This is a genomic window from Pseudomonas sp. 9.2(2024) (assembly GCF_039695385.1).
Classification (GTDB): Bacteria; Pseudomonadota; Gammaproteobacteria; order Pseudomonadales; family Pseudomonadaceae; genus Aquipseudomonas; species Aquipseudomonas paraglycinae.
In genome coordinates this window covers 1,347,356-1,366,681 of the sequence record NZ_CP155585.1, presented here as the reverse complement: position 1 = coordinate 1,366,681, position 19,326 = coordinate 1,347,356, and the positions used below count along the sequence as shown (strand labels likewise).

General features: G+C 61.6%; 16 protein-coding genes. 15 read left to right on the top strand and 1 reads right to left on the bottom strand.

Annotated elements, in window-relative coordinates; translation table 11 throughout:
- The first annotated feature begins 76 nt into the window (after positions 1 to 76).
- From alg8 to ABFB52_RS05955, 13 genes are all read left to right on the top strand, one after another.
- Positions 77 to 1,558, top strand: a complete 1,482-nt coding sequence (gene alg8 / locus ABFB52_RS06015; protein WP_163974069.1) for a mannuronan synthase — start codon at positions 77 to 79, stop codon at positions 1,556 to 1,558.
- A 35-nt stretch (positions 1,559 to 1,593) separates the two neighbouring features.
- The gene (locus tag ABFB52_RS06010; RefSeq protein ID WP_039769455.1) at positions 1,594 to 2,763 is read left to right on the top strand and encodes an alginate biosynthesis protein Alg44; all 1,170 of its coding nucleotides are present in this window, start codon (positions 1,594 to 1,596) and stop codon (positions 2,761 to 2,763) included.
- A gap of 9 nt (positions 2,764 to 2,772) precedes the next feature.
- Positions 2,773 to 4,179 carry an alginate biosynthesis TPR repeat lipoprotein AlgK gene (gene algK / locus ABFB52_RS06005; RefSeq protein WP_129972997.1) on the top strand — a complete coding sequence of 469 codons (1,407 nt, stop codon included), beginning with the start codon at positions 2,773 to 2,775 and terminating at the stop codon, positions 4,177 to 4,179.
- Positions 4,176 to 5,663, top strand: a complete 1,488-nt coding sequence (locus ABFB52_RS06000) for an alginate export family protein (RefSeq protein ID WP_085608137.1) — start codon at positions 4,176 to 4,178, stop codon at positions 5,661 to 5,663. The genes algK and ABFB52_RS06000 overlap by 4 nt, the downstream gene beginning before the upstream one ends.
- Before the next feature lie 26 nt (positions 5,664 to 5,689).
- Complete coding sequence (gene algG / locus ABFB52_RS05995; RefSeq protein WP_129972996.1) at positions 5,690 to 7,261, top strand: mannuronan 5-epimerase AlgG; 1,572 nt, start codon at positions 5,690 to 5,692, stop codon at positions 7,259 to 7,261.
- Positions 7,262 to 7,271: 10 nt separating this feature from the next.
- Positions 7,272 to 8,723 carry an alginate O-acetyltransferase gene (locus ABFB52_RS05990; protein ID WP_129972995.1) on the top strand — a complete coding sequence of 484 codons (1,452 nt, stop codon included), beginning with the start codon at positions 7,272 to 7,274 and terminating at the stop codon, positions 8,721 to 8,723.
- Positions 8,724 to 8,731: 8 nt separating this feature from the next.
- Positions 8,732 to 9,856, top strand: a complete 1,125-nt coding sequence (locus ABFB52_RS05985) for a mannuronate-specific alginate lyase (protein ID WP_129972994.1) — start codon at positions 8,732 to 8,734, stop codon at positions 9,854 to 9,856.
- A 129-nt stretch (positions 9,857 to 9,985) separates the two neighbouring features.
- Entirely contained in the window at positions 9,986 to 11,551 is a 1,566-nt protein-coding gene (locus ABFB52_RS05980) for an MBOAT family protein (protein WP_129972993.1), read from the top strand.
- A gap of 10 nt (positions 11,552 to 11,561) precedes the next feature.
- Positions 11,562 to 12,734 carry an alginate O-acetyltransferase gene (locus ABFB52_RS05975; protein ID WP_129972992.1) on the top strand — a complete coding sequence of 391 codons (1,173 nt, stop codon included), beginning with the start codon at positions 11,562 to 11,564 and terminating at the stop codon, positions 12,732 to 12,734.
- 14 nt (positions 12,735 to 12,748) lie between these two features.
- Entirely contained in the window at positions 12,749 to 13,405 is a 657-nt protein-coding gene (locus ABFB52_RS05970) for an alginate O-acetyltransferase AlgF (RefSeq protein ID WP_129972991.1), read from the top strand.
- A gap of 102 nt (positions 13,406 to 13,507) precedes the next feature.
- A complete protein-coding gene (locus ABFB52_RS05965) occupies positions 13,508 to 14,959 on the top strand; it encodes a mannose-1-phosphate guanylyltransferase/mannose-6-phosphate isomerase (protein ID WP_011332549.1) in 1,452 nt (483 codons plus the stop codon).
- A 137-nt stretch (positions 14,960 to 15,096) separates the two neighbouring features.
- Complete coding sequence (locus ABFB52_RS05960) at positions 15,097 to 15,561, top strand: hypothetical protein (RefSeq protein WP_007957299.1); 465 nt, start codon at positions 15,097 to 15,099, stop codon at positions 15,559 to 15,561.
- A gap of 36 nt (positions 15,562 to 15,597) precedes the next feature.
- Positions 15,598 to 16,422, top strand: coding sequence for an SDR family oxidoreductase (locus tag ABFB52_RS05955; RefSeq protein ID WP_129972990.1), 825 nt, complete (start codon positions 15,598 to 15,600; stop codon positions 16,420 to 16,422).
- A gap of 132 nt (positions 16,423 to 16,554) precedes the next feature.
- Here the strand turns inward: ABFB52_RS05955 and ABFB52_RS05950 are convergent, their stop codons facing one another.
- Positions 16,555 to 17,436: a LysR family transcriptional regulator gene (locus ABFB52_RS05950; protein WP_129972989.1), complete on the bottom strand. Its 882-nt coding sequence runs from the start codon at positions 17,434 to 17,436 to the stop codon at positions 16,555 to 16,557.
- Positions 17,437 to 17,545: 109 nt separating this feature from the next.
- Between ABFB52_RS05950 and ABFB52_RS05945 the strand changes: the two genes are divergently transcribed.
- Positions 17,546 to 18,916: an MFS transporter gene (locus ABFB52_RS05945; RefSeq protein WP_129972988.1), complete on the top strand. Its 1,371-nt coding sequence runs from the start codon at positions 17,546 to 17,548 to the stop codon at positions 18,914 to 18,916.
- Complete coding sequence (locus tag ABFB52_RS05940) at positions 18,913 to 19,311, top strand: DUF4440 domain-containing protein (protein WP_129972987.1); 399 nt, start codon at positions 18,913 to 18,915, stop codon at positions 19,309 to 19,311. Before ABFB52_RS05945 ends, ABFB52_RS05940 begins: the two co-directional genes overlap by 4 nt.
- Positions 19,312 to 19,326: the final 15 nt, after the last annotated feature.

Sequence of the window (19,326 nt, the reverse complement as noted above, 5' to 3'; positions counted from 1 at the left end):
AAGCCAAAGCGTTTCACTTGCAGCTCGAAGCTTGAAGCTTGTCGCTTAAAGCCCCCATCACCTTCGGATGACGGTCATGTCCAAGCTCAAACATTTTTTTCTGCAATCCGCCGGCTGGCTTTTGTTTCTGAGCCTGCTGATGGGCCTGGCCCTGATGCTGCCCACGTCCACGTTCGACTCCGAGTCGAAGGATTTCATTTTCCTGATTGGCGCCGTAGGTATCTGGCGCTACTCGATGGGTGCCACGCACTTTGTGCGCGGCATGATTTTTCTCTACATCGTCTACCCGCACCTGCGCCGCAAGGTTCGCAAGCTGGGTAAGGCGGCGGACCCGTCCCATGTGTTTCTGATGGTCACCAGTTTTCGCATCGACGCGTTGACCACCGCGCAGGTTTACAGCTCGGTGATCCGCGAAGCCATCGACTGCGAACTGCCAACCACCGTGGTCTGCTCCATCGTCGAAATGTCCGATGAGCTGCTGGTCAAGGCACTGTGGGCGCGGATGAATCCGCCAGACCGCGTGAAACTCGACTTCGTACGCATTCCCGGCACCGGCAAACGCGATGGCTTGGCCTATGGTTTCCGCGCGATCTCCCGTCACCTGCCGGACGACCGCGCCGTGGTGGCCGTGATCGATGGCGACACCGTGCTCGGCGAAGGCGTAGTGCGCAAAACCGTGCCGTGGTTCCAGATGTTCGGCAACGTCGGCGGCCTGACCACCAACGAGTTCTGCGAAGTGCGCGGCGGCTACATCATGAGCGAATGGCACAAGCTGCGTTTCGCCCAGCGCCACATCAACATGTGCTCGATGGCCCTGTCCAAGCGTGTGCTGACCATGACCGGCCGCATGTCGGTGTTCCGCGCCACCGTGGTCACCAATCCGGAATTCATCGCCGACGTCGAAAGCGACTCGCTGCAACACTGGCGCCTGGGCCGATTCAAGTTCTTGACCGGCGACGACAAGTCGAGCTGGTTCAGCCTGATGCGCCTGGGCTACGACACCTTCTACGTGCCGGATGCCGCGATCAATACCGTTGAACACCCGCCGGAAAAGAGCTTCATCAAGGCCAGCCGCAAACTGATGTTCCGCTGGTACGGCAACAACCTGCGGCAGAACTCCCGGGCGCTGGGCCTGGGTGTGAAACGCCTCGGCGCCTTCACCTCGGTGGTGCTGTTCGACCAGCGCGTATCGATGTGGACATCCTTGCTCGGCCTGACCGTGGCAATCATCGCCAGCTTCAAGTACGGCACCGCGTTCATCCTGGTTTACCTGCTGTGGATCGGCATCACCCGTCTGATTCTGACGCTGCTGCTGTCCTGCTCCGGCCACCGGATCGGCCCGGCTTACCCGGCAATTCTCTATTACAACCAGATCGTCGGTGCGCTGGTGAAGATCTACGTGTTCTTCCGCCTCGACCAACAATCCTGGACTCGCCAACCCACTTCCCTGACCCGTGATCTCGCCAGCTTTCAACGTTGGTTCAACACCTGGTCGTCTCGGACCATGACCTTCTCCGCCGGCAGCATTTTCGTCGCCGTGCTGCTGATGATGGTCTGACCTGCCCCTATTGAATTAACAAGGAAATCGCCCCCATGAATACCGCCGTCAACGCCAACGTAGTGCATGAATCCGAAGCCCAGCGTCAGCACGCCCGAGTCAAAATCCCGGCCAAGCTGCGTTTCTTCGGCCCCGACCGGACTCCGGTTGAAGCGCGGGTCCTCGACCTGTCCGCCGGTGGTCTGGCGTTCAACGCCGGACAACTGCCGCTGACCGTCGGCGAGGTGTACAAGGCGCGTCTGCAGTTCGTCATCGACAACCTCGGCCTGGCCATGGACGTTGAACTGCAAGTGCGCTCCTACGACCGCCAGACGGGTCGTGCTGGTTGCCAGTTCCAGAACCTTGAACCGCAGGACATTTCGACCCTGCGTCACCTGATCACTTCGCACCTGGCCGGCGACATCGTCAGCATCGGTGAAGTGCTGGCGACCCTGCAGCGCGACAACTTTACCAAGGCCCGCAAGGTCAAGGACGGCGACTCCGGCATGACCCCGTTCGGTCGCCTGAAAGCCGTGACCTTCAGCGCCGGTATCTTCGCGGTCGGCCTGGTGGCGGCGGGTTTCATTTTCAAATCGGTGTACAGCATGTACTTCGTCAGCCACGCCCAGGCCGGTCTGGTCAGCGTGCCGGGCATGAACATCACCATGCCGCGCGACGGCACCGTGCAGAGCCTGGTGAAGTCCGACGGCGTCGCCGCAAAAGGCGCACCGCTGGCGACGTTCAGCACCAGTATGCTCGACGTACTCAAAGGTCACCTGGAAGAAGATCAACTGTCCCCGGCCAAGGTTGAAGAACTGTTCGGCAAGCAGATGACCGGCACCCTGACCTCGCCCTGCGATTGCACCGTGGCCCAGCAACTGGTGGCCGACGGTCAATACGCGAGCAAGGGCGACGTGATCTTCCAACTGGTGCCGCGCAACACCCAGGCCACCGTCGATGCGCGCTTCTCCTATCGCCAGTTCGGCGACGTGCGTCCGGGCACCCCGGTGAGTTTCCAGATCGCCGGCGAAGACAAGACCCGCACCGGCAAGATCGTCAGCAGCACCAGCCTGAAAAGCGCTGACCTGTCCTCCGACATCCGTGTGCAGATCCAGCCTGACGAGCCGCTGGACAGCCGCTTTGCCGGCCGCCCGGTGGAAGTCAACAGCGACCGTGGTCCGAACCTGAACTGGCTGATCGACAAAGCCATGGCTGCCGGTCTTTAAGTCGAGGACATGCCCGTGACGAGCCCTATCAGAATCCTGCCGGTCCCGCTGACCCTGGCCATGGCAATCGCCCTGGCCGGTTGCGCCGGCCTGCCCGACCAGCGTCTGGCCAACGAAGCGCTCAAGCGCGGTGACACCGCGACCGCCGCGCAGAACTACCGTGCGCTGGCCGATCTGGGTTACAGCGAAGCCCAGGTGGGCCTCGCCGACATCCAGGTCGACAGCCGCGATCCGGAACAAATGAAACAGGCCGAAGCCACCTACCGCGCCGCCGCCAGTGTTTCGCCGCGTGCCCAGGCCCGACTCGGCCGCTTGCTGGTGGCCAAGCCCGGTTCCACCGAAGCCGAGCATCAGGAAGCCGAAAGCCTGCTGAAGAAAGCCGCCGCCAGTGGCGAAGGCAACACGTTGATCCCGCTCGCGATGCTGTACCTGCAATACCCGCACAGCTTCCCGAACATCAACGCCCAGCAGCAGATCGATCAGTGGCGCAAATCCGGTTACCCGGAAGCCGGTCTGGCGCAGGTGCTGCTGTATCGCACCCAAGGCACTTACGACCAGCATCTGGATGACGTGGAAAAGATCTGCAAGGCTGCAATCAACACCACCGACATCTGCTACGTCGAGCTGGCCACGGTCTATCAGAAACGTGGCGCGCCGGAGCAACAGGCCGAGCTGATCAAGCAGCTGCAGGCCGGTTACAGCCGCGGCACCGTCAGTGCTCAGCGGGTGGATTCGGTGGCCCGTGTGCTGGCCGATTCGACCCTGGGCAAGACCGACGAAAAAACCGCGCAGTCGCTGCTCGAACCGATCGCTCCAGGCTACCCGGCGTCGTGGGTCACCCTCGCGCAACTGCTCTACGACTTCCCGGAACTGGGCGACGTCGACCAGATGATGAAGTACCTGGACAACGGCCGCGCCGCCGACCAGCCGCGCGCCGAGCTGTTGCTGGGCAAGCTCTACTACGAAGGCAAACTGGTCCCGGCCGACGCGAAAGTCGCCGAGGAACATTTCCAGAAAGCCGTCGGCCGCGAAGTCGCCGCCGACTACTACCTCGGCCAGATCTACCGCCGTGGCTACCTGGGCAAGGTCTATCCGCAGAAGGCCCTCGACCATCTGCTGACCGCTGCGCGCAACGGCCAGAACAGCGCCGACTTCGCCATCGCCCAGCTGTTTTCCCAAGGCAAGGGCACCAAGCCCGACCCAGTCAACGCTTACGTGTTCAGCCAGTTGGCAAAAGCCCAAAACACTCCGCAAGCCGATGAGCTGGCGACCACCCTCGCCGCGCAACTGCCGCCCGAGCGTCTGGCCGAAGCCCAGCGCCTGCTGCAACAGGAACAGGCGACCCGTGGCGCCCTGAGCCAGAACACGCTGCAACTGCACGCCCTGCAAGAAGAAGACGGCGAGGAAAAATTATGAAATTGAATCCCTTTGTGAAGGCCGGCATTGGCCTCACGTTCGCGCTGATCTGGTCTTGCCCGACCCTGGCCGCGATGACGGAATCGAAAAACTTCGGCCTCGAAGTGAAAATCACCGGCCAGTCCGAAGACGACCGCGACCTCGGCACCGCCAGCGGCGGCGACGTCAACGGTGTCGGCCTCGACCTGCGTCCGTGGGTCTACGGCGAAAGCGGCGCGTGGAGCGCCTACGCCATGGGCCAGGCCGTGACCTCGACCGACATCATCGAGACCGACACCCTGCAGCAGTCCGACAGCGAAGGCACCCAGACCACCGACAACGGCGACCGCAAGACCAAGAAAAACTACCTGGCGATGCGCGAGTTCTGGGTCGGCTACAGCGGCCTGACGCCCTACCCCGGCGAGATCCTCAAGTTCGGTCGCCAGCGTCTGCGCAACGACGACGGCCAGTGGCGCGACACCAACATCGAAGCGCTGAACTGGACCTTCGACACCACCCTGCTGCGCGCCAACGCCGGTGTCGCCGAACGCTTCAGCGAATACCGCACCGACCTCAAGGAGCTGGCGCCGAAAGACAAGGATCGCCTGCACGCCTACGCCGATGCCGCTTACCAGTGGACGCCGGGCAACTGGGTCGGCATTCGCGGCCACCACACCCATGACGACGGCAAGCTCGACTATCCGGAGCCGGGCGTGGCTGGCGACTCGCTGGACAAGAAAGAAAACGGCGACATCAGCTGGCTCGGCCTGACCGCCGACAGCGACGCCTACAACTGGCGCAATACCAACACCGTCAACTACTGGGGCAGCATCACCGGCATGAGCGGCGACCGCGACACGGTCAACGCCCTCAACGCCGATGGCACCCGCCCGGCCCAGGCCAAGCGCAGCGACAACGTCGACGGCTGGGCCACCGATATCGGTGTGCGTCTGCGCCTCGATCCGCAATGGCAGGTCGGTGCAGCGTATGCCCGTGCCAGCGCCGATTACGAACAGAATGGCCTGGAAAGCAACCGCTCGAACTACACCGGTACTCGCTCCCGGGTTCACCGTTTCGGCGAAGCCTTCCGTGGCGAAATGAACAACATGCAGACCGCCACCCTGTTCGGTTCGTGGATGCTCAACGACCAGTACGACGCCAGCCTGATCTACCACAAGTTCTGGCGTGTGGACGGCAACAAGCCGGTGGGCAGCAACGGCATCAACGCCGTGGAAAACAACACCGACGACGTCACCGGCGCGATCCTCTCCAGCACCTCGCTGCCACTGCAGGACGGCAACAAGGATCTGGGCCAGGAAATGGATCTGGTGGTCACCAAGTACTTCAAGCAAGGCTTGCTGCCGGCAGCGCTGAGCCAGTCGATCGACGAGCCGTCGGCGCTGGTACGTTTCCGTGGCGGTGTGTTCAAGCCGGGTGATGCCTATGGCAGCCAGGTTGATTCGTACATGCACCGCGCGTTCATCGACGTGATCTGGCGCTTCTGATGCTGACCGCCAAGGGAGTGCCCGACATGAACAGTGCCCGCAAAGGCTCACTCAGCCTGCTGGCCGGCGCGATGCTGCTGGCCTCGGCCGGCGCCTTCGCCAGTGTGGAACCGGCCAAACCCGCGACCACCGCCAAGGAGCTGCAACAGGCCAAGACCTACACCGTCAGCAGCGCGCCGACCGAAGCGCTGGAACTGGCCAAGCCGAAATTGCCCGACCTCTCCGGCTACACCGCCGAAGCCGCCGCCGCGAAAATCGTGCGCAGCAAACCGGGCAAGATCAGCGTGCGCCGGATGATGCAGGAAGACGCCCTGAAGGACTTCATCGGCGGCGACAACAAGATGGCCGAATGGGTGGTGCGTCAGCACGGCATCCCGCAGGCGATCTTCGTCGACGATGGCTACATGAACCTGAAAGAGCTGGCGCAGAAACTGCCCAAGAAGTACTTCAGCGAAACCTCGCCGGGCGTCTACCTGGCCAAGTTGCCGATCGTGGTCGGCCGCAAAGGCATCCTCGAAATCGACGGCCAGACCCAGGAATTGCGCCTGTCCCAGGAGGCCGGTTCGTTCCTGGTCAACGACGGTCAGTTGTTCGTGCGTGACACCAAGGTCACCGGCTGGCGCGAGAAGGAAAACGGCCCGGCGACCTTCCGTTCGCCGAAGGAATTTCGCCCGTTCCTGCTGGCCTGGGGCGGCACCGAGACCTACATCGTCAACAGCAAGATGGCCAGCTTCGGCTACGCCAACAGTAAGTCCTACGGCGTGAGTATTTCCCAGTACACGCCGAACATGGCCAAGGTGCTCAAGCGTCCCGAGCCGACCGGCTGGATCGTCGGCTCCGAGTTCTCGGACATGTGGTACGGCTTCTACTGCTACGAAACCCGCGACTTCGTGGTCAAGGGCAACACCTACAAGGACAACATCGTCTACGGCATCGACCCGCACGACCGCTCCCACGGTCTGATCATTGCCGATAACACGGTGTACGGCACGAAGAAGAAGCACGGGATCATCATTTCCCGTGAGGTGAACGACAGCTTCATCTTCAACAACAAAAGTTATGACAACCACCTCTCGGGGCTGGTGATCGACCGAAACAGCGTCAACAACATCATTGCCTACAACGAGATCTACAAGAACCACACCGACGGCATCACCCTCTACGAGTCCGCCGACAACCTGCTGTGGGGCAACAAGGTCATCAGCAACAAGCGCCACGGCATCCGCATTCGTAACAGCGTGAACATCCGCCTCTACGAAAACGTCGCCATGGCTAACGGCCTGACCGGCGTCTACGGGCACATCAAGGACCTGACCGACACCGATCGTGACATCAAGCTCGACCCGTTCGACGCCCAGGTCTCGCTGATCGTGGTCGGCGGTGAACTGGCGGCCAATGGCAGCGGCCCGCTGTCGATCGATTCGCCGTTGAGTGTCGAGCTGTATCGCGTGTCGATGCTGGCGCCGACCAAATCCAGCGGCATCAGCTTCAACGGCATCCTCGGCGAGCGCCAGGATGAAATTCTCGACCTGCTGGTGCGCCAGCAGAAAGCCGTGCTGATCGACCCTGTCGAACGCCAGACCGAATTGCAGGACTGAGGATAATTTTATGCACCCACACCTGATCAAATTACTCAGCCTGTCGGCCCTGACCGTGGGCATTCTGGCGGCCAGCAACGGCGCCCGCGCGGACGAAGTGAAAGCGCCGACGTTCACCGCCGAGCCGTGCTGCAGCCTGTGCCCGGCCGCCCATGACGCGAAGAACTACACCACCCGCTACCAGCAGAACTTCACCACTCTGGTGCAGGCGCAGGGCGACTGGTTGTTCCGGACCCAGGAAGACCTGCGCACCGAGTTCAATACCACCCCGGCCGGCTACAAACGCCTGCAACAGCTGCACGATGCGTTCAAGGCCAAAGGCGTTGAACTGGTGATCGTTTACCAGCCGACCCGTGGTCTGGTGAACCGCAACAAGCTCAACCCGCAGGAAAAAGCCGCGTTCGATTACGAGAAAGCACTAAGCAACTACAAGACCATGCTCGGCCGTTTCGCCAAGATGGGCTACGTGGTGCCAGACCTGTCGCCGCTGACCAACGAATCGCTGCCGGACACCCTGCCCGCCCACGATTTCTACTTCCGTGGCGACCAGCACTGGACGCCATACGGTGCGCAGCGCACGGCGAAAATCGTCGCCGAAAAGGTCAAGCAGATTCCGGCCTTCGCCGACATTCCCAAGCGTGAGTTCGAAACCAAACGCTCCGGACGCATGGGCAAGACCGGCACCCTGCACAACATGGCCGGGCAACTGTGCGGCACCAGTTACGCGATCCAGTACATGGACCAGTTCACCACCGAGCCGAAAGGCGAAGCGGGTGACGGCGATCTGTTCGGTGATTCCGGCAATCCGCAGATCACCCTCGTGGGTACGTCGCACAGCGGCAAGAACTACAACTTCGCCGGTTTCCTTGAAGAAGCCATCGGCGCCGACATTCTCAACGTCGCCTTCCCCGGCGGCGGTCTGGAAGGTTCGATGCTGCAGTACCTGGGCAGCGACGAATTCCAGAAGACGCCGCCGAAAATCCTCATCTGGGAATTCTCGCCGCTGTACCGCCTCGACCAGGAAACCATCTATCGCCAGATGATGGCGCTGCTCGACAACGGCTGCGAAGGCAAAGAGGCGCAAATGTCCGCCAGCACCACGCTCAAGCCGGGCGGCAAACAAGAACTGCTGGTCAACAGCAAGAACCTGAACCTGCAGAACAGCAGCCACCAGGTCGACATCCGCTTCGCCGACACCTCGGTGAAAACCCTGCAAGCCACCCTCTGGTACATGAACGGTCGCCACGAGGACATCAAGATCGAGAAACCGGAAACCTCCGACACCGACGGTCGTTTCGCCTTTGAGTTGCGCACGGACGAAGACTGGGCCTCGCAAAACCTGCTGGCGGTCGAAGTCCAGGGCCCGGAAGCGGGCACCGCGCCACAGAAAGTCGAAGCGAAAATCTGCAAACGCAACGTATTCCCGGGCACTGGGCAACAAACCGCTCAGGTCGGGCAATGAGGTCTGCTATGCGAAATCCGAAACTGAAAACTCTTCTGGCGCCGACGCTGCTCGGGCTGGCGATCTTCGCCGGCACCGCGCAGGCCGCCGCGCCACTGCGTCCTCCTCAGGGCTACTTTGCGCCTGTGGATAAATTCAAGACCGGCGACAAGAGCGAAGGCTGCGATGCGATGCCGGCGCCCTACACCGGGCCGCTGCAATTTCGCAGCAAATACGAAGGCTCGGACAAGGCCCGCGCGACGCTGAACGTGCAGTCTGAAAAAGCCTTTCGCGACACCACCAAAGACATCACCACACTTGAGCGCGGCACTGCCAAACGGGTGATGCAGTTCATGCGCGACGGTCGCCCGGAGCAGCTCGATTGCACGCTGAACTGGCTCACCGCGTGGGCCAAGGCCGATGCGTTGATGTCGAAGGATTTCAACCACACCGGCAAGTCGATGCGCAAATGGGCGCTGGGCAGCATGGCCTCTTCGTACATTCGCCTGAAGTTCTCCGATTCCCATCCGCTGGCCCAGCATCAGCAAGAGGCACAGTTGATCGAGGCCTGGTTCAGCAAAATGGCCGATCAGGTGGTCAGCGACTGGGACAACCTGCCGCTGGAAAAAACCAACAACCATTCGTACTGGGCAGCCTGGTCGGTGATGGCGACAGCGGTCGCGACCAACCGCCGCGACCTGTTCGATTGGGCAGTCAAGGAATACAAGGTCGGCGTCAATCAAGTCGATGCCGACGGTTTCCTGCCGAACGAACTCAAGCGCCAGCAACGCGCCCTCGCCTATCACAACTACGCCCTGCCGCCGCTGGCGATGATCGCCAGTTTCGCCCAGGTCAACGGTGTGGATCTGCGTCAGGAAAACAACGGCGCGCTGAAACGTCTGGGTGACCGGGTGCTGGCCGGGGTGAAAGACCCGGATCAGTTCGAGAAGAAGAACGGCAAAGAGCAGGACATGACCGACCTGAAACAGGACATGAAATTCGCCTGGCTGGAACCGTTCTGCACCCTCTACACCTGTTCGCCGGATGTGCTCGAGAAGAAGCACGGGATGCAGCCGTTCAAGACCTTCCGACTGGGTGGCGACCTGACCAAGGTCTACGACCCTTCGCACGAGAAAGGTAACAAGGGCAGTTAGTCGCTGATCGGCTGATCGTTCCCACGCAGAGCGTGGGAACGATCGCAGGACTGTTTCACCCCTCCAACACTACGGGGGGTTTGGGGGGCTTTGGCCCTTGACTGTTGGTTCAAACATGGAGAGATCGGGATGGTATTTTCATCCAACGTGTTCCTGTTTCTGTTCTTGCCGATCTTTCTCGGCTTGTACTACCTGAGCGGGCAACGCTATCGCAACCTGCTGCTGCTGATCGCCAGCTACGTGTTCTACGCGTGGTGGCGGGTGGACTTCCTGGCGCTGTTCGCCGGCGTCACCCTGTGGAACTACTGGATCGGCCTGAAAGTCGGCGCCGCCGGCGTGCGCACCAAACCGGCCCAGCGCTGGCTGCTGCTTGGCGTGGCGGTCGACCTGTGCATCCTCGGCTACTTCAAGTACGCCAACTTCGGCGTCGAGAGCATCAACGCGATCATGACCTCGATGGGGCTCGAGCCGTTCATCCTGACCCACGTGCTGCTGCCGATCGGTATCTCGTTCTACATCTTCGAATCGATCAGCTACATCATCGACGTCTACCGCGGCGACACCCCGGCCACCCGCAACCTGATCGACTTCGCGGCGTTCGTGGCGATCTTCCCGCACCTGATCGCAGGTCCCGTGCTGCGCTTTCGTGACCTGGCCGACCAGTTCAACAACCGCACCCACACCCTCGACAAGTTCTCCGAGGGCTGCACGCGGTTCATGCAGGGTTTCATCAAGAAGGTGTTCATCGCCGACACCCTCGCCGTGGTGGCCGACCATTGCTTCGCCCTGCAAAACCCGACCACGGGCGATGCCTGGCTCGGCGCGCTGGCCTACACCGCGCAGCTGTATTTCGACTTCTCCGGTTACAGCGACATGGCCATCGGCCTGGGCCTGATGATGGGTTTCCGCTTCATGGAAAACTTCAAGCAGCCGTACATCAGTCAGTCGATCACCGAGTTCTGGCGCCGCTGGCACATCAGCCTGTCGACCTGGCTGCGTGACTACCTGTACATCACCCTCGGCGGCAACCGCAAAGGCACGCTGATGACCTATCGCAACCTGTTCCTGACCATGCTGCTCGGTGGTCTGTGGCACGGCGCGAACATCACCTACATCGTCTGGGGTGCGTGGCACGGCATGTGGCTGGCGATTGAAAAAATGCTCGGCCTCAACACCGCGCCGCGCAGCCTCAACCCGATCCGCTGGGCGCTGACGTTCCTGCTGGTGGTCATGGGCTGGGTGATCTTCCGCGCCGAGAACCTGCACGTTGCCGGCCGCATGTACGGCGCGATGTTCAGCTTCGGCGACTGGTCGCTGTCGGAACTCAACCAGGCCAGCCTCACCGGCCTGCAAGTGGCGACCCTGGTGGTGGCTTACGTGACCCTGGCGTTCTTCGGCCTGCGCGATCTGTACACCAACCAGCCGCCGGCCAAGAGCAAGCCTGAAGTCAACGTCGAGGCCAACGGCCCGGCCACGGCGACTCCGGGAATGATCAAGGCAGCCCCGGGCGAAAACCCGGCGAGCATCCACGAGCCTGGCTACACCGTCGGCGTCGAGGCCCAGGTGCAACCGGCCTACTGGACCGCGGACTGGTCGCGCTACGTGATGCGCGGGTTGATCCTGCTGCTGTTCATCGCCTCGATTCTCAAACTCTCGGCGCAAAGCTTCTCGCCGTTCCTTTACTTCCAGTTCTGAGGGATCTGACATGACCCGCTCATTACGCATCTTCTACATCGCGCTGTTTCTGGTGACCCTGCTGGTGCTCGGTCTGTGGTCGGTGCGCAGCTTCTTCGGCTTCAGCACCAACGCCGATGCGACGGTGCTCAACGGCCGCTGGACCAAAGCCGTGGAAACCCACTACGACGACGAATTCCCGATCAAGCGCCTGGGCACCAATCTTTGGGCCGCGCTGGATTTCAAACTGTTCAACGAAGGTCGTCCGGGCGTGGTGCTCGGTCGCGATCAGTGGTTGTACAGCGATGAGGAATTCAACCCGATCGTCAATGAAGAGCTGAACCTGCAAGGCAACTACGCGCTGGTCGAAGGCGTGCGCCAGACCCTGAAAGAGAAAGGCGTGAAACTGGTGATGGCGATCGTGCCGGCCAAGGCTCGCCTGTACCCGGAACACCTGGGTGAAGTGAAACCGGCAAGCATCCACGCCAACCTCTATCAGGACTTCCACGCCCGTGTCGCGGCGGACAAGATCCTCGCTCCCGACCTGCTCGGCCCGCTGCAAGCGGCCAAGCAGAACGGTCAACAAGTGTTCCTGCGCACCGACACCCACTGGACCCCTGAAGGCGCGGAAATCGCCGCCAACACCCTGGCCAAAACCATCGCCGACAAGTTCCCGCTCAGCGGCGAGCCGCAGCGTTTCGTCACCACCCCGACGGAGAAGGTCACGCACAAGGGCGACCTGCGTCTGTTCCTGCCGCTGGATCCGCTGTTCGAAAACCTGATGCCGGCCAAGGAACCGCTGCAAAAGCGCAACACCGTGGCCGTCGAGCAACCTGCCGGGGACGACGCCCTGTTCGCCAACAACGAAGTGCCGGTCGCGCTGATCGGCACCAGCTACAGCGCCAACCCGAACTGGAACTTCGTCGGTGCGCTCAAGCAAGCCCTGCACAGCGACGTCGTCAACTACGCAGAAGACGGCCACGGCCCGATCCTGCCGATGCTCAGCTACCTGAAAAGCGATGACTTCAAGAACAGCCCGCCACAAGTGCTGATCTGGGAGTTTCCTGAACGATATCTGCCTGTGAACAACGAAATCGGCGACGCCGACCCGCAGTGGGTCGCAGAGCTTAAACAAGCCGGCGCGCGCCAACAAAACGTAGCTGTAAACACTAAATCCGAGACGCCCGATCGGGCGCAAAACTGAAAGAGAGGTACACCATGACTTTCACTACAACTCCTCGTCGTCTCGCTAAACGCATTGCTCTGGTTGCGGGTCTGAGCGTGCTGTCGGTCCAGGCCTTCGCCGGTGGCGACGCTGCGCTCTACGGCCCGACTGCACCGAAAGGCTCGACCTTCGTGCGCGTCTACAACGCCAGCAACGCTGAAGTCAGCGCCACCGTCGGCAGCACTAACCTTGCCGACGTCGCACCGCTGGCCAGCAGCGATTTCAGCTTCATGCCGGGCGGTGACTACAGCGCCAAGGTCGGCAGCCAGACCCTGCCGGTGAAACTCGCCGGTGACCACTACTACACCCTGGTCAACAACGCTTCCGGCGCGCCGCAACTGATCGAAGAACCGCCGTTCAAGAACAAGCAGAAATCCCTGGTGCGCGTGCAGAACCTCAGCGACAAGTCGCTGACCCTGAAGACCGCCGACGGCAAGACCGACGTGGTGCCGAACGTGGCCGCCAAGGGCCGTGGCGAGCGTGAAATCAACCCGGTGAAAGTCAGCCTGGCGCTGTACGAAGGCGACAAGAAAGTCGGCGACGTGAAACCGGTCGCCCTGGAGCGTGGTGAGGCAGCCGTGCTGTACGTCACCGGCAACGGCAGCAACCTGTCGCCAGTCTGGGTGAAACGCCCGGTGTCGACTCGCTAATCGCTCGAGCTATCAGCTACAAGCCTCAAGCTGCAAGTGAAGTGCTTCTAACTCGCCGCTTGCAGCTTGCAGCTCCCAACTGCATTTTTAGGAGTAAACAATATGATTCCGGTGATCTTGTCAGGTGGTAGCGGCTCACGTCTTTGGCCGCTTTCGCGCAAGCAGTTTCCCAAGCAGTTCCTCGCCCTGACCGGCGAACACACACTGTTCCAGCAAACCCTCGAGCGTCTGGTGTTCGAAGGCATGGACACCCCGATCGTGGTCTGCAACAAGGATCACCGCTTCATCGTCAACGAGCAGTTGGCCAGCCGCAATCTGGAATGCCAGCGGATCCTGATGGAACCGTTCGGTCGCAACACCGCACCGGCCGTGGCGCTGACCGCGATGATGCTGGTCAATGAAGGTCGCGACGAACTGATGCTGGTGCTGCCGGCCGACCACGTTCTGGAGGACCAGAAAGCCCTGCAACGCGCCCTGGCCCTGGCCACCGTCGCTGCTGAAAACGGCGAGATGGTGCTGTTCGGCGTACCGGCCACCAAACCGGAAACCGGCTATGGCTACATCAAGTCCACCGGTGATTCGCTGCTGCCGGAAGGCGTCAGCCGCGTTTCGCACTTCGTCGAAAAACCCGACGTCAAACGCGCCACCGAGTACGTTGAGTCCGGCGGTTACTACTGGAACAGCGGCATGTTCCTGTTCCGCGCCAGCCGCTTCCTCGAAGAGCTGAAAAAGCATGATCCGGACATCTACGACACCTGCCTGCTGACCCTCGAGCGCAGCCAGCAGGATGCCGACACCGTCACCCTGGACGAAGCCACCTTCGCCTGCTGCCCGGACAACTCCATCGACTATTCCGTGATGGAAAAAACCCAGCGCGCCTGCGTGGTGCCGCTGACTGCCGGCTGGAGCGATGTTGGCTGCTGGTCGTCGCTGTGGGAGGTCAACGAAAAGGACGCCAACGGCAACGTCAGCAAGGGCGACGTGGTGATCCAGGACAGCAAGAACTGCATGATCCACGGCAACGGCAAACTGGTGTCGGTGATCGGTCTGGAAAACATCGTGGTGGTCGAAACCAAGGACGCCATGATGATCGCCCACAAGGACAAGGTCCAAGGCGTCAAGCAGATGGTCAACACCCTCAACGCCCAGGGCCGCAGCGAAACCCAGAACCACTGCGAGGTGTACCGTCCGTGGGGCTCGTACGACTCGGTGGACATGGGTGGCCGCTTCCAGGTCAAGCACATCTCGGTCAAGCCGGGCGCGTGCCTGTCGCTGCAGATGCACCACCACCGCGCCGAACACTGGATCGTGGTCAGCGGCACCGCCGAAGTGACCTGCGACGAGAACGTGTTTCTGCTCACTGAAAACCAGTCGACCTACATCCCGATCGCCTCGGTGCATCGCCTGCGCAACCCGGGCAAGATCCCGCTGGAAATCATCGAAGTGCAGTCGGGCTCGTACCTGGGCGAAGACGATATCGAGCGCTTCGAAGATATCTACGGTCGCTCTACCCCGATCGAACGCGGCGTGTCGGTGAAAACCATCGCGCAGTAAGCGTTCCGTAAAACAAGAAGTCCCCGTCCAGCCCGCTGCGTCCCCTATCCGCAGCGGGTTGGGCGGGGGCTTTTTTTTCGCCAACCGCCTCCAGGCTTAGGTAGGATGAACCTTCCCTGCCCACGAGGTTTCGCGACATGTTCATCGGCGTCTTGCTGGTCATCACCTGGCTGATCCTGCTGTTGCGCTACCCGGCCAAGGCCTTGCCGGTGTCCATGGCCGCCGCCGTTGGCCTCGGGTTGGTGGCGATGTGGGTGGTGTGGCTGGACAACCGCGAGGTCAAGCAACTGGCGCGCCTGGAACTGCGCATCGTCTATGCCCCCGAACACTGCCCCGCCGACCGCCCGCTGCTGCTCAAGATGAACAACGGCAACGACGTGCCGCTGACCGAACTGCGCTGGCGCATCGCGGCGTACGCGCCGGGCGACACCGTGAACCTGGCCGACAATCAATACGCCGCCCCGCGCTATCGCGGCCCCGGCGAATTGCAGCCCGGCGGCAACTGGGAAGACTGTCTGCCGATGCCGCCGTTGCGTCCCGGTTATCGCCCGCAGACCCTGGAGTTTCGCGCCGAGCGATTGCAGGGTAGTTTCTCCGACTGATCCCCTCTCCCACTCTTTTTGCACAAGGAAAGCGCCATGCCCGTTGCGTTGATTACCGGTTGTTCCAGCGGCATCGGCCGCGCCCTCGCCGATGCCTTCAAAAGCGCCGGCTACGAGGTCTGGGCCAGTGCGCGCAAGGCTGAAGATGTCGCGGCACTCGACGCCGCCGGGTTCACGGCGGTGCAGCTCGACGTCAATGACAACGCAGCGCTGGAACAACTCGCCGAACGGATCAACCAGCAGCGCGGCGGCCTCGACGTGTTGATCAACAATGCCGGTTACGGCGCCATGGGGCCGCTGCTCGACGGCGGCGTTCCGGCCATGCAGCGCCAGTTCGAAACCAACGTGTTTTCGATAGTCGGCGTGACCCGCGCGCTGTTCCCGGTACTGCGCCGGGCCAAGGGCCTGGTGGTGAATGTCGGCAGCGTCTCCGGGGTTCTGGTCACGCCATTTGCCGGCGCCTATTGCGCGTCGAAAGCGGCGGTACACGCGTTGAGTGATGCGTTGCGCATGGAGCTGGCGCCGTTCGGAATTCGCGTGCTGGAAGTGCAGCCGGGGGCAATTCAATCGAGCTTCGCCAAGAATGCCGGGCATGAAGCCGAACAACTGATCAACGAACAATCACCGTGGTTTCCGTTGCGCGAAGGTATTCGGGCACGGGCCAAGGCCTCGCAGGACAAACCGACCCCGGCCAGCGAATTTGCTGCCGAGCTGCTCAAGGCTGTGCAGCAGAGCAAGCCGCCACGCCTGATCCGCATCGGCAATGGCAGCCGGGCGTTGCCGCTGCTGGCGACGTTGCTGCCGAAAGGGTTGCTGGAATCGACGTTGATGAAGCGCTTCGGCTTGCGCGGGCAACTCTGAAACCGCGTCAGCCCCATCGCGGGCAAGCCCGCTCCCACAGGTTTTCGTGTCGTACTGGATATCTGAGTGCCCCGCTAAACTTGTGGGAGCGTGGCTTGCCCGCGATGGCGCCAGTGCAGACACCGCAGAGCTTCACCCCCAGCCCTTCATGAAATCAATGAACGCCCGCACCTTCAACGGCAGGTGCCGGGTGTCCGGGTACAACGCGTATACCCCTTGCTGGGCGAAGCGGTAATCCGGCAGCAAACGCTGTAACCGACCGGCGTCGAGGTCTTCCTGAATCAGCCACTGCGGCAGAATCGCGACGCCTTGCCCAGTCAGTGCAAAGGCACGCAGGGTCGCGGAGTTGTCGGCAACAATGGCAGTGGTTCCCGGTTTTGGCTGATAGATATGCTCGGTGCAGGCCGGGTCACTGACCGTCATTTCCGGCACTCGCCCATGCCCCAGCGTCGGCATCGACTCCAGCACCGCCAGCGTATCGACCGGCACAAATCGCTCGATCAAACCCGGCGCCGCCACTGCAAACACCTCGAACGTCGACAACTGCACCGCCCGCAGATTGGAGTCGTGCATGCGTCCCAGGCGAATCGCCATGTCAAAGCGTTCGGAGATCAGATCGGCATGGGTCGAGGACGTGGACAGGTGAATGTTCAGTTGCGGTTGCTGCTGTCGAAACACCTCCAGCGCCGGCACCACCTGAGCCAGCGCGAATTCCACGGTCGTGGTGATCCGTAGTGTGCCCTTGAGTTGCGAGTGTTCCGAGCGTGCTTCCTCGATGGCCAGCCGTGCTTCGTCCAGTGTGCGCAAACAGCGCCGATAAAAACGTTCGCCAGCATCGGTCAGGGCCAGTTGCCGGGTGTTACGGGTGAGCAAGGTGACGCCCAACTCTTCCTCAAGACGTTTGAGGTTGAAGCTCACCACCGCCCGCGTCTGCCCCAGCGTGTCAGCGGCGGCGGTCAGCGAGCCGGCCTCGACCACGGCCTTGAAGGTATCGAATCGATCCAGGCTGACCATGTTCGCAGCGCTCCCTGTCAAAATAATTTTGACAAACTAGCAGCCAAACTAGCGTATTTCTATCGCCGCTAGCGCCCTACCCTGCACGCCTCATCACAGGGAAGCTGCCATGGCCTATCGCTCGAAAGTCGCGCTGGTGTATCTGTTGGGGTTCGCCCTCGACCTGCTGAACATGTTCGCCGCGAGCATTGCCTACCCGGACATTGCCGCGCAGTTGCAGGCCTCGGTGACGCAACTGGCGTGGATTACCAACGCCTACATGCTCGGGCTGACGCTGATCATTCCGATGAGCGTTTGGCTGGCGGCAAAGGTTGGCGAGCGGCGGCTGATCCTCGGTTCGCTGCTGGTGTTCGGGATTGCCTCCGGGCTTATCGCTCAGGCGGGGTCGATTGAAAGCCTGATCGGCTGGCGACTGCTGCAAGGGTTGGGTGGCGGGTTGCTGCTTCCGGTTGGTCAGGCGCTGGCCTATCGGGAGTTTCCGGCAACACAACGTGCACACTTCACTGGCGTGGTTTTGCTGGTGGCGCTGATGGTGCCGGCCCTGTCGCCGGCGGCTGGCGGTCTGATCGTCGAGGCGCTGTCGTGGCGCTGGATTTTCTACCTGAACATGCCGGTGGCGCTTTTCGCTTTCGGTCTTGGCCTGCTCTGGTTGAAAGCGGATCAGACAGCGAGTGAGCGCCCGACACTGGACGCCCGCGGTCTGCTGCTGGCCGTGTCTGCGTTGAGTCTGTTATTGATTGCGGTGAGTCTGGCGAGTGAATCCGCTACCCGACATCTCTCGATGGGTGTCCTGCTGCTCAGTGCCATAACCTTTTGGATCTACCTGCGCGATGGCTGGAACAAACCGGGTGCAGTCCTTGATCTGCAACTGATCAGGAATCCGTCATTGCGCTTGGCGATGCTGATCTATCTGTTCGTGCCCGGCATCTTTACCGGCACCAACATGATCGCCGTGTTGTACCTGCACGACCTCGGTTTCGGTGCAGCACAAACCGGGGCGCTGATGCTGTCCTGGGCGGCGGCTTCGGGCGTGGCGATCATGCTGGGTAAACGCAGCTTCAACCGGATCGGCCCCAAGCCATTGCTGATCGCCGGCATGCTGCTGCAATGCCTTGGCATCGTCGTGCTGATGCAGATCGATCAACCCGTCAGTGGCCCGCTGATCCTCGCCTACGCCCTGATGGGGTTGGGCGGCAGTCTGTGCAGCGTCACCGCGCAGACCCTGGCGTTTGTCGGTATCACGCCGGAAAAAATGGGCCACTCCAGTGCCCTGTGGAATATCAATCGGCAACTCGGTTTCTGCCTCGGCGCGGCGCTGCTCAGCTCATTGTTGGGCGCGTTGGGGGCCAACGGTTTCAAATACTGCTTTCTCGCCGCTGCACTGCTCACGCTGTTGCCGATGGCCGCCGTGCTGCGTTTCGACTCGACAAAATTACTCGCCCTTCTGCGCTCATCTCACCTTCAGGAAAAATCCACATGACTGACTACGCCGACTATTTTGACGAAGTGATCCAGGCCCATGAGGCCATCGAACGATGGTTTGCCGTGGAGGAAGAAGAGGCCGCACTGGAGCGATTGCTGACGCGGTTTTCGCCCCGGTTTTCCATGGTGACGCCACTGGGGCGAGTGCTGGATTTCGAGGCCTTGCGTGCGCTGTTTCAAATGGCGGGCGGCAAGAAGAGCGGGTTCAGGATCGAGCTCGGCGAGCTTCAAGGAATTGCCTTGCATGAACGCGGCGCGACAGTGAGTTATCGCGAACAGCAGACCGATGCGAGCGGGTTGCACACGGATCGGCGTTCAACCGTGGTGTTTGAAAAAGCCGAATCCGGGCGGGTGATCTGGCGGCATCTGCACGAGACGTTTTGCCAGGGCTGACACCGTCCGATTCTG

Coding starts and splice junctions, on each gene's coding strand:
- alg8 (WP_163974069.1), top strand. CDS start 77: ATGTCCAAGCTCAAACATTTTTTTCTGCAATCCGCCGGCTGGCTTTTG.
- ABFB52_RS06010 (WP_039769455.1), top strand. CDS start 1,594: ATGAATACCGCCGTCAACGCCAACGTAGTGCATGAATCCGAAGCCCAG.
- algK (WP_129972997.1), top strand. CDS start 2,773: ATGCCCGTGACGAGCCCTATCAGAATCCTGCCGGTCCCGCTGACCCTG.
- ABFB52_RS06000 (WP_085608137.1), top strand. CDS start 4,176: ATGAAATTGAATCCCTTTGTGAAGGCCGGCATTGGCCTCACGTTCGCG.
- algG (WP_129972996.1), top strand. CDS start 5,690: ATGAACAGTGCCCGCAAAGGCTCACTCAGCCTGCTGGCCGGCGCGATG.
- ABFB52_RS05990 (WP_129972995.1), top strand. CDS start 7,272: ATGCACCCACACCTGATCAAATTACTCAGCCTGTCGGCCCTGACCGTG.
- ABFB52_RS05985 (WP_129972994.1), top strand. CDS start 8,732: ATGCGAAATCCGAAACTGAAAACTCTTCTGGCGCCGACGCTGCTCGGG.
- ABFB52_RS05980 (WP_129972993.1), top strand. CDS start 9,986: ATGGTATTTTCATCCAACGTGTTCCTGTTTCTGTTCTTGCCGATCTTT.
- ABFB52_RS05975 (WP_129972992.1), top strand. CDS start 11,562: ATGACCCGCTCATTACGCATCTTCTACATCGCGCTGTTTCTGGTGACC.
- ABFB52_RS05970 (WP_129972991.1), top strand. CDS start 12,749: ATGACTTTCACTACAACTCCTCGTCGTCTCGCTAAACGCATTGCTCTG.
- ABFB52_RS05965 (WP_011332549.1), top strand. CDS start 13,508: ATGATTCCGGTGATCTTGTCAGGTGGTAGCGGCTCACGTCTTTGGCCG.
- ABFB52_RS05960 (WP_007957299.1), top strand. CDS start 15,097: ATGTTCATCGGCGTCTTGCTGGTCATCACCTGGCTGATCCTGCTGTTG.
- ABFB52_RS05955 (WP_129972990.1), top strand. CDS start 15,598: ATGCCCGTTGCGTTGATTACCGGTTGTTCCAGCGGCATCGGCCGCGCC.
- ABFB52_RS05950 (WP_129972989.1), bottom strand. CDS start 17,436: ATGGTCAGCCTGGATCGATTCGATACCTTCAAGGCCGTGGTCGAGGCC.
- ABFB52_RS05945 (WP_129972988.1), top strand. CDS start 17,546: ATGGCCTATCGCTCGAAAGTCGCGCTGGTGTATCTGTTGGGGTTCGCC.
- ABFB52_RS05940 (WP_129972987.1), top strand. CDS start 18,913: ATGACTGACTACGCCGACTATTTTGACGAAGTGATCCAGGCCCATGAG.